The following is a 15,054-nucleotide window of genomic DNA, read 5'->3' as shown; positions in this document are numbered from 1 at the left end:
GGAATACCTGTGTCAACATTAATAGAAGACATTTATGCCCGGGAAATTCTTGATTCCCGCGGCAACCCAACCATTGAGGTGGAAGTGGTCCTGGAAAACGGGATCATGGGCAGAGCGGCCATTCCATCCGGGGCGTCCACAGGCGCCTATGAAGCAGTCGAATTAAGGGACGGCGACAGCAAGCGATACAACGGCAAAGGGGTTCTGAAGGCGGTTGAGAATGTCAACTCCATCCTTGCTCCTGAAATAGCCGGATACGATGCGACGGATCAGGCCGGTATCGACCGGGCCATGCTGCAGTTGGACGGGACACCGAACAAGGGCAAGTTCGGCGCCAACGCCATTTTAGGCGTGTCCATAGCCGCAGCTAAGGCCGCCGCGGAAGCGGTGGGCCTGCCTCTCTACCAGTACCTGGGGGGCACAAACGCCAAAGTGCTGCCGGTGCCGATGATGAATATCTTGAATGGCGGCAAGCACGCGGATAACAACGTCGATATTCAGGAATTCATGGTTATGCCGGTCGGCGCCGCGAATTTCGCCGAAGCGCTGCGGATGAATACAGAAATATATCATACGTTGAAGAGTGTGCTGAAAAAGAAAGGGCTAAACACCGCGGTCGGTGACGAGGGCGGTGTGGCGCCGATGCTCGGGTCAAATGAAGAGGCGCTGGCGGTGATCATTGAAGCGATTCAAGCCACAGGCTATCAGCCCGGCGAGGAGATTGCCCTGGCTATCGATGCCGCCGCGTCGGAATTTTTCAAAGAAGGCAAATATGTTTTGGCGGCCGAAAACAAAAGCCTTACCGCGGCTGAGATGGTGGACTATTACACCATGCTGGTGGATAAGTATCCGATTATATCCATCGAAGACGGTCTGGCTGAAGATGACTGGGACGGCTGGAAAATGCTGAACGAGCGTCTGGGCAAGCGGATTCAAATTGTTGGTGACGACCTATTTGTCACAAACACCGAACGCTTGGCCCGGGGCATCCAGTTAGGTGTCGCCAATTCAATTTTAATTAAGCTGAATCAGATCGGCACCATAACTGAGACTCTGGACGCTATTGAAATGGCTAAGCAAGCCGGGTTCACGGCGGTTGTTTCGCACCGTTCCGGTGAGACGGAGGACGTAACCATTGCCGATCTGGTGGTGGCGACTAATGCCGGACAGATCAAGAGCGGCGCGCCATGCCGCACGGACCGGGTAGCCAAGTACAACCAGTTGCTGAGAATTGAAGAGGAATTGGGCCTCCTGGCCCTTTATAAAGGAAAGGGTGTTTTTTATAACATAAAATAGAATCGCCGTATTGCGAATACTAATGAATAATAATGCATTTGTCCGGGGGCTGATGGTTAGGTCCCCGGCAGTTTTTTTTCTCATGTCTCTGAAATCTGAAAACTTGCTATAGACTACTCTACTCTGAAAATTAAAAGACTCTTAATCCTTGAAGACAATAATTAACAAAGCCAGCTAAGCATGAACCTGGCAGCAAAATGACAGTAACAACACAAGAATTTAAGCTACTGATTCAATGGTGACCTTGCATCCAAGAGAATGATTATTCCGTCCTGCGTGCTTCCCGAATGGGAGCAACTATCTGTGGTGCACCTGGTCGTTGGGGTCTGTCTAAATATCGGGCTCGTGGCACCAAGCTAGTTCGACCTCCCTTCGCCAGCCGTAAAAGTAAGAGATTCTATGTGATGCTATTTTCATCCTTCTGATGGTGTTGCGTTAGTAACATATTTGTCTAAATATTTGTTCTATGACGATTGTCAGTTATAACGCGCTGTGGTAAAATGAATTTGGTTTATTTACCGTTGATCCCGGTATTGCCATGTATTTACCTTATTTTAATAAATTTCTTATATTTTTAAAGATATTTTAAAATATTGAATATTGCAATTGGATTAGGTTACTTAAACCGATATATCAAAAACGTCTAAGGTTTGGCAATTTCCGGGATACAAGACCTAATAAGGAGGTGAACTGTGTAGTGAAGATCGCAGTGACTGCCCTGCATGTCATTTTTTCTGTTGCACTGATCGCTGTCGTAATTCTGCAATCCGGCAGGAGCGCCGGTCTGTCTGGATCAATCGCCGGTGGTGCGGAAACACTATTCGGTAAAAAGAAGGGGCTGGACGAGTTGCTGGGGAAAGTCACTATCGTGGTGGCGGTATTATTCGCGGCTACCGCACTAGGTTTGGTTGCCTGGAAATAGTTTGAAAAGAAAAAAGAATTTTGGGAAAAGTAGAAAAAAAGAAATTTTGGGAGAAGCGGAAGAAAAAAGAAATTTTGGGAGAAGTGGAGGGTTAATAAAGTGCAGGACATTACTCTGGCCTATTATGGCGCGGCCGCAGGGTTGATTGCCCTACTCTTTGCGCTTGCCACTCTGGCTAGCATTTTGAAAGAGTCCATGGGCACCCCCAGAATGAAGGAGATCTCTGAAGCTGTTCAGGAAGGCGCCATGGCTTACCTGAACCGTCAGTATAAGACCCTGATTCCTTTTACTATTGTTATTGCCATTCTTCTTGTTGTAGTATTACCAATGCTTGATCCGCGGGTTGAAGGCGTTCCCCTGTGTGTATCCTTCCTGGTTGGTGCTATTTGCTCAGCCATAGCCGGTTATATCGGTATGAACAGCACTACTAAGTCCAACGCCCGTACCGCTGAAGCCGCGCGCAGCCATGGACTGGGCAAGGCGCTAAACGTTTCATTCCGCGCCGGCGCTGTCATGGGCTTGTCCGTTGCCGGTCTGGGCCTGTTGGGCGTTTCTGCTTTATTTATTATTTATGGAGACGCTGTGGTGATCAACAGCTTTGCTTTCGGAGCGTCCGCTATCGCGTTCTTCGCCCGTGTCGGCGGCGGGATCTACACTAAGGCTGCTGACGTCGGCGCCGACCTGGTTGGTAAGGTAGAAGCCGGTATTCCGGAAGACGACCCGCGCAACCCGGCTACCATCGCCGATAACGTTGGTGACAACGTCGGTGACACAGCCGGTATGGGCGCCGACTTGTTCGAGTCTTACGCCGCTACTACCATTGCCGCTATGATTATCGGCAACAGTATTTTTGGAATGGAAGGCGCGCTTTTCCCACTGGTGGTTGGCGCGATCGGTATCATTGCTTCTATCATCGGTACCTTCTTCGTCCGCACCAGTGAAGGCGGCAACCCGCAGGCAGCCCTTAATGTGGGACTGTGGGCCACCAACATTATGACTGCTATCGGTGTCTACTTCCTTTCTGTCAGTACCTTTGGCTCTAAAGAAGGTTTTGGCATCTTTCTTGCTGTTGCTGCCGGTCTTATCGTTAACGTCGCCATCGGCGCCCTTACCGAGTACTATACTGCCAACACCAAGACTCCCTGCCGGCGCATCGCTGAAGCCTCTAAAACCGGCCCGGCCACTAACGTGATCCAAGGCTTGGCGGTAGGTATGGAATCAGTATTTTTACCCATGCTTTTCTTTGCCGCTGCCATTTGGTTTGCTTTCTGGGCAGCCAGTTTTGTTAATCCCGAACACGCTATTTATGGTATCGCTATGGCCGCGATGGGCATGCTTTCCACCGCAGGCATTGTGGTGGCCATGGACTCCTTCGGTCCTGTTGCCGACAACGCCGGCGGTATTGCCGAAATGGCCGAGCTGCCGCCTGAAGTCCGTAAAAAAACCGACAAGCTGGATGCTGTTGGCAACACTACTGCTGCGATCGCTAAAGGGTTTGCCATTGGTTCCGCTGCCCTGACCGCCCTGGCCCTCTTCCAGGCCTTTGCCGACGAAGTGGTGCGCAACCCGAAACTGCAACATCTGCTGGTTGACGGTCAACTGGTAATGAACTTGAATAACCCAAAAGTTTTAATCGGGCTTTTAATCGGCGCCGCGGTTCCTTTCGTGGTTGGCGCTTCCACTATGCGTGCTGTTGGTGAGGCTGCTTTCAGTATGATTAACGAAGTACGACGCCAGTTCCGCGAGATCCCCGGCATCATGGAAGGTAAGGGCAAGCCTGACTACGCCCGTTGCGTGAGTATCGCCACCGGCGCTGCTATCAGCAAGATGATCTTTCCCGGCCTGGTTGCGGTTGGTATGCCCATTCTCGTAGGCTTTGGTCTGGGAGCTTTGTCGCTGGCTGGTTATCTGACTGGTTTAACCGCAACTGGTGTTCTGATGGCTCTGTTCCTGGCTAACGCAGGCGGTGCCTGGGATAACGCCAAGAAGTGGATTGAAGAGGGCAACCTGGGTGGTAAGAAAATTGACGGCGAGCCCAACCCGATTCACCAGGCTGCTGTTATCGGCGACACCGTCGGTGACCCCTGCAAGGACACCTCCGGCCCGGCTATGAACCCGCTAATCAAGGTTGCCGGTACTGTCTCCCTGATTATCGGTTCTGTACTTTTACGCTAAAAACAAAAAAAATGCCGGGTTTCCCCGGCATTTTTTTTACCCGTTGAAAATTGATAAAAATGGTTTATACTAGTAGGATAGAAGATTTGCCGAACCGAAGAGAAGGTGAAACGATGGCTAAATTCCTGCGTGAAGACAATATGTGCTTCGCCTGCAGCGCACGCAATCCTATCGGGCTAAAATTAAAATTTGAGCAGGATGGCGACATCTGCCGGACATATTTTATCGCCGGGACAGAGCATCAAGGCTGGAATGGGGTGCTGCACGGCGGGCTGGTTGCCACTTTGCTAGATGAAGTGATGGCCCAGTGGTTATGGGTGCGTGATATCGCAACGATGACTGCTGAAATTACCACCCGTTACAGTAAAGCAGTTCCGGTGGGAGAGCGGCTTACCCTGGAAGCGAACCTGTTGGCCGACCGTAGAAGGTTGGTTGAGATGGCGGGCAGGTTGATCCTGCCGGATGGTACTGTGGCGGCGCGGGCAAAGGCCAAATTTTTGAAGATGGACCCGGAAAAGATGTCGAAGGGGGAACTGAAACTTGAACAGAACAGAGGCCGTGGCGCTGCTGAAGAAAAACCTGACAAATAAAAACTTGTTTAACCATTCTCTTGCGGTTGAAGCCGTAATGCGCCGTCTGGCGCGGCATTTCGGCCAGGACGAAGAGAAATGGGGGCTGGCCGGACTGCTGCACGATATCGACTACGACCGTACTAAGGACGACCCGGAACGTCACAGCATAGAAGGCGCCGCCTTGCTGGAGGAATCCGGTTTGCCGGAAGATATAGTTTACGCGGTAAAAGTGCATAACGAACGGCATGGACTACCTCGTGAATCACTTATGGATAAAGCTCTTTTCGCCAGCGATCCGGTTACCGGATTGATAGTAGCCGGCGCGTTGATCAGGCCGGAAAAGAAGTTGGCGGTAGTTGATGTTCCTTTTCTAATGAAACGTTTTAATGAGAAATCATTTGCCCGCGGGGCGAACCGGGAAACGATCAAAGCTTGTTCTGAATTATCGCTTTCCCTGGAAGAATTTCTTGGGCTAAGCCTTGAAGCGATGCAGGGCATTGCCGCAGAACTAAAACTATAAATCTGATTATAGCTTTTTAACTTGACAAACCATGCCCGCCTGCTATAATGAAAGCATTTCCCGGCACCATTAAAATAAAATGGTACCCGTTAAAGTTCTGGTGATTAAGCATGGGATATAAAACCGTAACTGAAAACAGAAAAGCCCGGCATGAATATCATGTTATAGAGACCTTTGAAGCAGGCCTGGCTTTGACCGGAACCGAAGTAAAATCCCTGCGTGCCGGGCGAGCCAACCTGCAGGATAGCTACGCCCGCGTTGAAAACGCCGAACTTTTATTGTATAATATGCATATAAGCCCTTATGATCAAGGAAACCAGTTTAACCATGAACCCAAGCGCACCCGTAAGCTTTTGATGCACAAAGTGGAGATTTTGCGCTTGTTGGGTAAAGCCAGGGAAAAAGGTTTGGCCTTAATCCCGCTAAAAGTATATTTTAAGGATGGCATTGCCAAGGTGGAACTGGCGCTGGCCAAGGGCAAGAAGATATATGACCGGAGAGATGACATAGCCGCGCGTGACGCCCGGCGGGAAATCGACCGGGCTGTGAAGGAAAGGTCAAAGATGTATTAGAATAATATTACTGTCACTATTCACCAGATATTATTTTACGGGGGCGTAAAGGTTTCGACGGGGGAAGCGGTGGCAGGAGGAGCGAGCCGGGGTTCCATCAGCCCGCAATACGGTGGAAAACTTATAATTGCCAACGAAGAATACGCTTTAGCTGCTTAGTTGCAGTTAACCTTCTACCCGCGCTGGGCCCGTGGCCCGGGCTAGGGGGTCATCTAAACGGGCTGGCTTGAGTCCAATTCTCGGAGGATTCAAGCAAGACTTATCGAGATAGTTCCAACGGAGCTTGGCTGTAAGCGCCCGCGGAGCAAAATCTAAACTACAGCCTGCGCTCGGAGACACTCCTGTGGTCGGTCTTCCGGACGGTGGGTTCGATTCCCCCCGCCTCCACCAGATTATCTACCATCTATTGATAAAAAGAATTTTATCGGTGGGTGGTTTTTGTTTTGCATGGAAAGCCGGTATCTAAACCGTTCCTGCGTTTTTGCGGGACGGCTTTTATCTATTTGGGCGGGTTATTTTGCCGTTGGCAAGAGGAAATCTTACCGTTTTCCGGTGGGGTTGGCAGGGATAATCGTTGAAATTTAGCAGGGGTGTGCATCGCCAACAGGCAATCGTTGAAAGATTGGGATGAATCGTTGAAATATTGCATGAATACGTTTTAGTATCTGAATTTGATGTAGTCCCTATTTGCATATTCTTGTGTGGCTCACCTTTTTCGGAAAAGATGAGCCACAGTTTGCATTATTTTAACTCGGATTATTAGGGGCTTTTACTCATCATTTATCTTTGGTCTCAACCATACATTTTTAAGTTAAATCATAGAGAGGCGGCATTGGACGGCCATTCCCTTTCTTATTCAGATGTTCCTCTTCTAAATTAACATCTTTTTTTAAAATCACAGGGATACCCTTGCTTTGTACAACAAACGCCAGCAAAACTTTACCTACCTATGATTATCTCAAACTTCTGAAGTTTACCATAATTATTTTGAGTATTTCATATTCGAAGAGCTCTGGGATGTTCTGGGAAAATAAACGCCAACTATACGCGGCTGCATCTTCACCTAAAAAGAAAAAAATTGACTCTTTGTGTATGCTAGTCTATGATTAGACTATAGATAGCCCTAAAATAGACTAAATTTAGTCTGTTATATTGACCCTTTAGGAGCTGATTAGGTGAAGGAAAAACCGGGATTAGTGTATTTAGATACTTATGTTTTACAAAAAGATATGCGGATTCGATTGCCTAAGGAGATTATTCATAATTTGAATATCCAAAAAGGCACAACATTTTTTGATATATATCTAGATTCAGTTAAAAAAGAAATTGTGTTAAAGGTTAAAGTCGACTGACTCCTACGGAGGGACAACTATGAGCTTGGACACACCAATCAATATTACCCATAAAAACGAAATAACAAAAATTGCGGATACTTTGATTAGGGCTAGAGACCTAATCCTCGAATCAAATGAAGATATTAATTTATCTACAAACCAGCAATTACGGTTGGTATTAATATGCTGCCTTGCTTTAATGAAGAAATACTATTCATCGTTAAATACTCATGAGAATTCTTCTAATAGCTTTCATAATATCTGCGCATATTTTGAAAAAATTTCAAATGGAAAAAGCGATTGGGTTAAAGATTATATATCTTTGCAATACGATGTAGATTTATCCAAGGTAATACAGGAAATACAAAGTTCCTATAATCCAGAAACATTCCCTTATCTACTTCCTTATGCTTTGGAAGTATTAGAATATAGTGAATATGATTTAGAAAGGGCGGAAAGAGATCGTAGAAATGGTATTGTGACTGTTAAAAAGAAAAAAAGAGGTATTTATTATACCCCTAATGATATTGCTTTTTATATGGTGGATATTTGTACAAAAGAATTGATGAAACTACCGAACTACGTTTCTCTTGAGAATTATAAATTTGTTGATTATAGCTGTGGTAGCGGAATATTTCTATTACAGGTTCTAAATATACTAATTACGTGCCATGTTAATGATTTTGAGAAATGTATCTCCATTATTCAATCATCTCTCTTTGGTATTGATATAAGTCCATATGCTGTTGATATAACTCGTTTTTTAATTATATGTTATATATCTTTATTATTCGGAGATAGAAAACTCGACTATGATTCACTTATAAAGATATTAAACCAAAATATAATTTGTGCTGATGCAACAAATATACAAGCCCTTAGCGATGAATATCGTCATTTTCCAAAAAAATTTAACTGTATAATTGGTAATCCTCCATATGTATCAATAACGGAGCGAGATCAATCTAATGAGAGCAACTTTCGTAGTAATTTGTTTATTCCTTTTGTTAACAATTTAATTGATTGTAGTGAAAGCTGCTCTGTAAGTTCCCTTATTATACCTTTGTCTTTTACCTATAGCAGTCATAAGGGTTTTAAAAAACTAAGAAAAAGAATTGAACAAGATACAGCTGTATGGAAAATTGAGAATTATGATCGTAGTCCAGATTCATTATTTGGGGATGATGTTAAATCTCGAAATTGTATTATAATCCGAAAATCAAACGGATTATCAAAAAATATCTTTACAACAGGTTTATTACGTTGGACATCTATCAATCGTAACGATTTTTTGCTGTCACCAAAGAAATACTCTGATATTACGGATATTTCCATAGAACCATTTATCCCAAAATTAGGAAGTGCAATTGAACTTAAAGCATATAAAGTGCTAAGTAATAATGAGACTTCTTTACTTAAAATACTGAAGCCGGCTTCGCCTGAATCTAAGGCAAAGCTCGTTTTAAACAGTACTGCATATAATTGGATATGTGCTTATGATCATATTCCTCCCTCGATTGATGAGTACGGTAATGCATATATATCAAAAGATAAGAAATATTTCACTACTGATTCAATAGAAGATTTATATTTTTCTATAGCTTGTCTAAATTCAGTCACCGCCTATTGGCTTTGGACAGTGACGGGAGACGGATTTCATGTTACCAATAGATTTCTAGAACATTTTGGCATTGAAAAACGTCTCTTTACAACCACCACCTATACACAATTGTTTAAATTAGGCAAACAGTTTTCAAAAGAACTAGTTTGCTATCCTACCCAATCTATCAATAAAGGAAAGATTATTACAAACTATGATCATTCAAAATTAATGCCAATCGTCCTTAAAATTGATAATCTAATTGCTGAATCTCTTCTTTTACCTGATGGTTTTCCCACTTATTTACATGCATGGTACAGCCAAATTGTAAGTTGTGGACGCTTGGCAAAGATAAAGAACAACGCTGAGAGGAGCTATTATTAATGGCGAAAATTCCAGATAACGTTAAGGAAGCTTCAATAATATCTACAGAGGAATGGAAAGAATGGACGAAAACTGTATGGAGCATTGCTAATGTAAGCGATCCAATTCATCCTGCAGTTTTTCCTCTAGAAATTCCCCATAGACTAATTCGAATGTTTTCTTTCTATGGCGAAACAGTATTAGACCCCTTTTCAGGGATGGGGACAACTGGTAAATCTGCAATAATTAATGGCCGTCGTTACGTAGGCATAGAAGTAAATAGCGAATACTTACAGTTGTCATATGAACAAATAATAGAATTTGCGAATACAAACAATATTGTTTTAAGTGAAGGAGATATTTCTCTTATTAACGATACCTGCCTAAATATGGATTACATCCCGGATAACAGTATTGGGGTAGTGGTAACATCTCCTCCCTATTGGAATAAAGCTGATTATGGAGATTATGAAGGAAATATAGGTAGTATTAAATTCTATGATGATTTCTTGAATTATATGGAAACTGTAATCTCAAATTGTTATAGAGTGTTGATGCCCGGTCGTAAACTCTGTATTGTTACTGCTAATGTGAATCAAAATACTAAGGAATATGGACTAGTTACAATACCGATTGCTTCAGACTTGACAAAAATTGCTCAGCAAAAAGGTTTTTCTTTAGTCAATCAAATCATTTGGAATAAAAACGGTACCGGTGGGAAATGGGGATCAGCTAATTCGCAGAGGCCGATTTTTGGAAGTTATCCTTATCCTCCGAACTTTTTATTCAAAAATGTAAATGAATATATAATAATTGTACAAAAACCGGATCCAAAAAAGAAAAATTCAAAAGCGCCATCTTATTTTGATTTATTTCGCAATGAGCCACGATAGACATACGCTAATTAGCCTCTCATCTGGATTGGGCATATGGTTTTAACCTAGTATGCTGGGAATGGAGGGGCGAAAATTGAAACGAAAACAGTGCGCGAATACGCTACCTGTCTCCAGTGTGGTTATAGACGGGTGCTCAATAGCGTGAGTCAAAGAATCGCTTAACATGTCAGTGCAAGTGCAGTTTCGGGTGGTTCTATCACACTATCAGCAGAAAGCTACAAGTTAAACAAAATCATAAGGATTCAAGCCAGCAATATCATATTTATGAAGATATATAGTCTAAATTAAGAGGGTCAAACCGCAAGAGGGGGTCATTTATTAACCTCCTCTAAGATTTTTATTGTTGAGTACACAAAACCGTATATGGACAATCTTTTTCGATTTGTTGATCCTATGCCTTTCCTTAATTAAAATATAATTGCAATACTATCATTGCGTATTCCACAACAATTGGCCATCAAATCCGAAAATGATCGACCACTTGTTCCGGGTGGAAGCCGACCAGTTGATATAGCGCTTCTGCAGTGTGCGTTGATCCGACTGGACAAGTCCATTGACATACTGACCTCAGCATAGGTGTAATTACTGGCGCTGAGAATCGCTACGAATAGGTATGCCGGGCGGGTTTCCCCTGTTTTTTTTTCAACAACGGGTATAGTCTGTCCTGCCCAGTCAACAAACAATTTCTCTCCAGCCTTATGAATTCGGCGTATTGATATTATCCAGGTCCTGCCGCCACTTATGGTACAATTCGCAGAAGTGGCTGTATTGAATAGTTACTCCCTTTGCGACTTAGTTCTTTGTGGATGTGATCGAAATCAGGTTTTGGTCCTGATCGGGCGATATTGGATTTCCAGGGAAAGAGCAGTTGTTCCAATACTCAATCGTTGTACTCTTCTGGTAATGGCCAGGACAGCCCGGCATCCTCGGCTCTCATAAGGTGATCTTTAACCGCGCTGTGAGAGATGCTAAGACTTTTTGCAATGGCAGCCCCAGCCCTGCATCCAAATGGAGACGCATGATTTCTCTTGTTTTCTGCATGAAAACTTCCTCGAATAGCGTAGTCTCCGTGAGACCTATAATTATTACAGCACACTATCCGAGTTAATTTGTTATATTTTTGCATTATTGGTTTTCAAAGAAATACTAATTTATGCAGAAATGCTGGTCGGTGAAATCCGGAAGGGTGTCCGGTCGATCCCGGAACTAATGGCCTATCAGTACCGGAATACGCACTATCATTATATATATGTTTATATTGCGAGTTCTCTAATTATTTTCGCCTTTCATACAAATGGGTTAAATTTGAAGGATTAAAACGATTATCACAGAACTGTGTAAATAAATAATTTTAAATTAAGGAGGCTAAAAACTATGAACGTTACTTTTGTATCCCAGTATGCAGGTGAAGAAGCTCACTATAAAGATATAAATAATCAGTTGCTAAGCTCGAACAAATACAAGTCCTTTAGATTATTATCTGCTTTTGTTACTTTAGGAGGACTTGTAATGATTGAGGAGGCCTTATCAAAATTCATTAGTGAAGGAAACAGCATTGACTGGATTATTGGGATTGATCAAGGAATAACCTCAAGGGAAGCTTTGGAATTTCTAAAAGGTCTACAAATTAAATATCCAGATAATGTGAATATTAGAATATTAACTGCAGGCAGCAATAGTTATATATTTCATCCCAAGGCATATTGCTTCGAAAATGATGAAGACTGTGTAATATTAACCGGATCAGCCAACAGCACAGAAGGTGGGTTATTAGGTAACTTTGAACTTTCCATGAAAGCTTCATTTAAAAAAAATGAAGCTAAAGGTCAGGAAACATATCAAGATTTTACACGGGTTTGGAATCAATATACAACTCCATTGGAACCATTAACAAAGGACAATTTGATCAATTTAGTTTCGCAAGAGGGCGAAGATCTTATTAATAAGATAGGCGAGAACAGTAGTGAAGTAAAAAAAGCAAGATCCTCAGTACGAAGCGCACACCCACTAAATTCAATAAATAAAGGTCCTGAAATTTCAAGAAAAATTCGTGCGATCCATGGCCCTAGAACCGGAATAAACAAAGGCGTAACTGAAGACGATGGAGGTAATGAATCTAAATCTGCTATCACAAGAAGAAATGAGAGTCAAATTAAAAATGAAACATTACAGTATCTAGTTATGGATATCCTCACCGAAACAAGAAAAACTCAAGTCCAATTCCCCGTTGAAGTGATGAAAACCTTTTTATCTGGATTTGAAAGTATTGAACTCTATTACAGAGACAGGATCGATGGTAGCATTACTCACGAGTCAACAAGGCCTATAGTTGACCTTCCCCATAATAATACTCATCGATTAGAAATAATACAAATAAAAGACAGAGAAAGACCTCTAATCATGCAAATGTCAATGATTCCAGGTACACTTAATCAATTTATCTATGAACTGGTTGATAAAGATGATGCTGATTTTACATACTTAGATTCGCTTTTGAATGAAGAAGGAAAACAAACTAGGAAAGGATCACGTCGCTGGGTTTTGAAATAGAATTTGATATAGATCTTATCTACTGCTGTAGTGATAGAAATAATTTACCTAAAAGAATTATGCGATTTGATGGTCAGTTTATTCAAATAAATTTACTTGTACCATATTATTTACAGCATAGAAGGCTCTATTAGTGAGGGGATTGTGTCATGGCAGGCAATCGTTCTTTTACCGATTATGTCGCAAGCAGGTTTTATAATGAATTTTATTCAGCCATAGAGGAATATATTGGAGAAAAACCAGATAATTTAGATTTAAAACTACGCAAAGTGCGGAACATAGGTAATGTTTCTCTCGCAGATTTGGAAGTCAAATTGGTTTCAGTTAATGACCTTCCAGACATGAGAATTGAGTTTGATGTCGTTGTAGAAGCGGAAATCGAAGTTTCCGAAGGTAATCATCATTATGATGACTATGATCAGTGTAACCAGTGGTTTTCATTGCGCTGCACCGGTGACTTGGCTTGCAGTCTGGATGATTTTGAGATCGCCAGTATTAGCATATACAACCAAAAGAACAAGATGCCCAGACCGATGTCAGACGCCCTGGTTCCATATATCCGCAAAGAGGAACTGGAGACAGTTGCCTATGACTTTTTAAGCAGGTATTACCCGGAAACTTTAAAAACACCCATTGCAGTGGAACCGCTAAAACTGGCCGCGAGAATGGGCCTCGAAGTTAAGATAACGGATATTACTGAGGATTTATCCATCTTTGGACAGGTATATTTTCATGATTGCGAAGCGGAATTATATGACTCTGATAAGAATGAGATGGTATTTACGCCAGTAAAGGCACGAACAATTATTGTCGACCCCAAAGCTTACTTCCTGCGTAATATAGGTACCGTGCACAATACTATCGTACACGAGTGCGTTCACTGGGACAAGCACAGAAAAGCTTTTGAATTGGAGCGTTTGTATAATAACAGTGCCAGCACCATTAAATGCCAAGTGGTCGGTGGTATGAAAGGCAACAACAGGGATGCCACTGACTGGATGGAATGGCAGGCCAACTCCTTAGCCCCCAAAATTCAAATGCCCCTTGCCATGTTTAAGACCAAAGCGTTTGAACTTATAAAACAGTTTCGCAACGAACTGGGCACTTCTGAACTGATAGACGTAATTGAACCCGTCATTGACGCTCTTGCCGCCTTCTTCCGTGTATCACGTACCGCGGCTAAAATTCGCATGATAGATGCTGGATATGAAGAGGCGATGGGTGCCTTTATATACATAGACGGGCGTTACGTTAAACCCCACAGATTTAAGAAGGGTGCGCTCCAAAGGAACCAGACATTTTCCATCAGCGCCGTGGATGCGGCAATTCAGAGTTTAATTAACCAAGAGCTAAACTCCCTTATAAAAGATGGTAGTTACCAATATGTAGATGCACATTTTGTTTTAAACCATCCAAAATATTTGGAGCAGGATATATTTGGGCAGACCAGGTTAACTGATTATGCTAGAACCCATATGGACGAGTGCTGTTTGGTATTTGATCTATCAGTCAGGGCTGGCTGCGCAGAAAGATACCACAGCGAGTGTTTCCTAAACAGGGACGAAACCTCAACCATCAGTTTTGACATAGTATATGGGAAAGGCTATCAGTTCGCCTCTCAAGAGAATAAAGCAAAACTATTGGCTAATGAATTGGCGGAAAACGCACGTATTTATAATGAATTGCCAAATAGTTTTACGGGTTCTCTCAAAATGGTGAAGGATTGGAGAAAGGTAACTTTTAAGGAATTAGAAGCAAGAACAATGCTTAGTGAACGTACTATAAGGCGGATTTTTAATGGCGAAGAGCCGGGCGGCTCTATTAATTCAGTAATTCTAATTTGCCTGGGGTTGCATCTGCCGCCGGAAATAAGCAACCATATAATTGATAAGTCTCCGTTTTCGCTAAACAACAACGATCAAAGCCATCAATGGTATAGGTTTGTTCTGACCCACCTTTATCCCCAATCAATGGATGAAATCAGATCTTTTTTACAAAAGCACGGGGCCGACCCGTTATAAAAAATATCTTTGCCTAACGGACACGTGATGTCCGGTTTTTTATTTATCAAATATGATGGGCCATACATGAACCCAATAAAAGGGTTGTGTATGGCCTTTTTTTATGCCAATTACCAAGCAGAATCCCTATATTAATGCCTTGATTTGCGGACATGAGGTGTCCGCCACGGCAGTCTTTTTTTTGATTAAACTTGCCTTAAGAAATGAGTTCGCAAAGGCCATAGAACATTTCT

Annotated in this window: 13 protein-coding genes and 1 other RNA gene; 13 read left to right on the top strand and 1 reads right to left on the bottom strand. The window is 42.8% G+C overall.

The window, feature by feature from the left end; all coding sequences use genetic code 11:
- Positions 1–9: 9 nt before the first annotated feature.
- From eno to L9W92_RS05785, 8 genes are all read left to right on the top strand, one after another.
- The gene (eno, locus tag L9W92_RS05820; RefSeq protein ID WP_240082799.1) at positions 10–1,296 is read left to right on the top strand and encodes a phosphopyruvate hydratase; all 1,287 of its coding nucleotides are present in this window, start codon (positions 10–12) and stop codon (positions 1,294–1,296) included.
- Between the two features lie 697 nt (positions 1,297–1,993).
- On the top strand, positions 1,994–2,218 hold the full coding sequence (gene secG / locus L9W92_RS05815; protein WP_240082798.1) for a preprotein translocase subunit SecG: 225 nt from the start codon (positions 1,994–1,996) through the stop codon (positions 2,216–2,218).
- A gap of 99 nt (positions 2,219–2,317) precedes the next feature.
- Positions 2,318–4,393, top strand: a complete 2,076-nt coding sequence (locus tag L9W92_RS05810) for a sodium-translocating pyrophosphatase (protein WP_240082797.1) — start codon at positions 2,318–2,320, stop codon at positions 4,391–4,393.
- Positions 4,394–4,452: 59 nt separating this feature from the next.
- On the top strand, positions 4,453–4,983 hold the full coding sequence (locus L9W92_RS05805) for a PaaI family thioesterase (protein ID WP_312038065.1): 531 nt from the start codon (positions 4,453–4,455) through the stop codon (positions 4,981–4,983).
- Positions 4,934–5,485: an HD domain-containing protein gene (locus L9W92_RS05800; RefSeq protein ID WP_240082796.1), complete on the top strand. Its 552-nt coding sequence runs from the start codon at positions 4,934–4,936 to the stop codon at positions 5,483–5,485. The genes L9W92_RS05805 and L9W92_RS05800 overlap by 50 nt, the downstream gene beginning before the upstream one ends.
- 110 nt (positions 5,486–5,595) lie before the next feature.
- A complete protein-coding gene (gene smpB / locus L9W92_RS05795; protein WP_240082795.1) occupies positions 5,596–6,057 on the top strand; it encodes an SsrA-binding protein SmpB in 462 nt (153 codons plus the stop codon).
- Between the two features lie 39 nt (positions 6,058–6,096).
- Positions 6,097–6,447: a transfer-messenger RNA gene (gene ssrA, locus L9W92_RS05790) on the top strand.
- Between the two features lie 57 nt (positions 6,448–6,504).
- Positions 6,505–6,642 (top strand): hypothetical protein, encoded by a 138-nt coding sequence (locus L9W92_RS05785; RefSeq protein WP_240082794.1) that lies wholly within the window; start codon positions 6,505–6,507, stop codon positions 6,640–6,642.
- A 221-nt stretch (positions 6,643–6,863) separates the two neighbouring features.
- Here the strand turns inward: L9W92_RS05785 and L9W92_RS18825 are convergent, their stop codons facing one another.
- Positions 6,864–6,992 (bottom strand): hypothetical protein, encoded by a 129-nt coding sequence (locus tag L9W92_RS18825; RefSeq protein WP_282442296.1) that lies wholly within the window; start codon positions 6,990–6,992, stop codon positions 6,864–6,866.
- A 240-nt stretch (positions 6,993–7,232) separates the two neighbouring features.
- Here L9W92_RS18825 and L9W92_RS05780 point away from each other — a divergent pair, with 240 nt between their 5' ends.
- From L9W92_RS05780 to L9W92_RS05760, 5 genes are all read left to right on the top strand, one after another.
- On the top strand, positions 7,233–7,409 hold the full coding sequence (locus tag L9W92_RS05780) for an AbrB/MazE/SpoVT family DNA-binding domain-containing protein (protein WP_240082793.1): 177 nt from the start codon (positions 7,233–7,235) through the stop codon (positions 7,407–7,409).
- A 19-nt stretch (positions 7,410–7,428) separates the two neighbouring features.
- The gene (locus L9W92_RS05775; RefSeq protein WP_240082792.1) at positions 7,429–9,375 is read left to right on the top strand and encodes an Eco57I restriction-modification methylase domain-containing protein; all 1,947 of its coding nucleotides are present in this window, start codon (positions 7,429–7,431) and stop codon (positions 9,373–9,375) included.
- On the top strand, positions 9,375–10,247 hold the full coding sequence (locus L9W92_RS05770) for a site-specific DNA-methyltransferase (RefSeq protein WP_240082791.1): 873 nt from the start codon (positions 9,375–9,377) through the stop codon (positions 10,245–10,247). The genes L9W92_RS05775 and L9W92_RS05770 overlap by 1 nt, the downstream gene beginning before the upstream one ends.
- Positions 10,248–11,624: 1,377 nt before the next feature.
- A complete protein-coding gene (locus L9W92_RS05765; RefSeq protein WP_240082790.1) occupies positions 11,625–12,800 on the top strand; it encodes a phospholipase D family protein in 1,176 nt (391 codons plus the stop codon).
- Between the two features lie 149 nt (positions 12,801–12,949).
- Positions 12,950–14,821: an ImmA/IrrE family metallo-endopeptidase gene (locus L9W92_RS05760; protein ID WP_240082789.1), complete on the top strand. Its 1,872-nt coding sequence runs from the start codon at positions 12,950–12,952 to the stop codon at positions 14,819–14,821.
- Positions 14,822–15,054: the final 233 nt, after the last annotated feature.

The organism is Pelotomaculum terephthalicicum JT (assembly GCF_022410535.1).
Taxonomy (GTDB): domain Bacteria; phylum Bacillota; class Desulfotomaculia; order Desulfotomaculales; family Pelotomaculaceae; genus Pelotomaculum_D; species Pelotomaculum_D terephthalicicum.
This window is presented reverse-complemented; position numbering and strand designations above follow the sequence as displayed.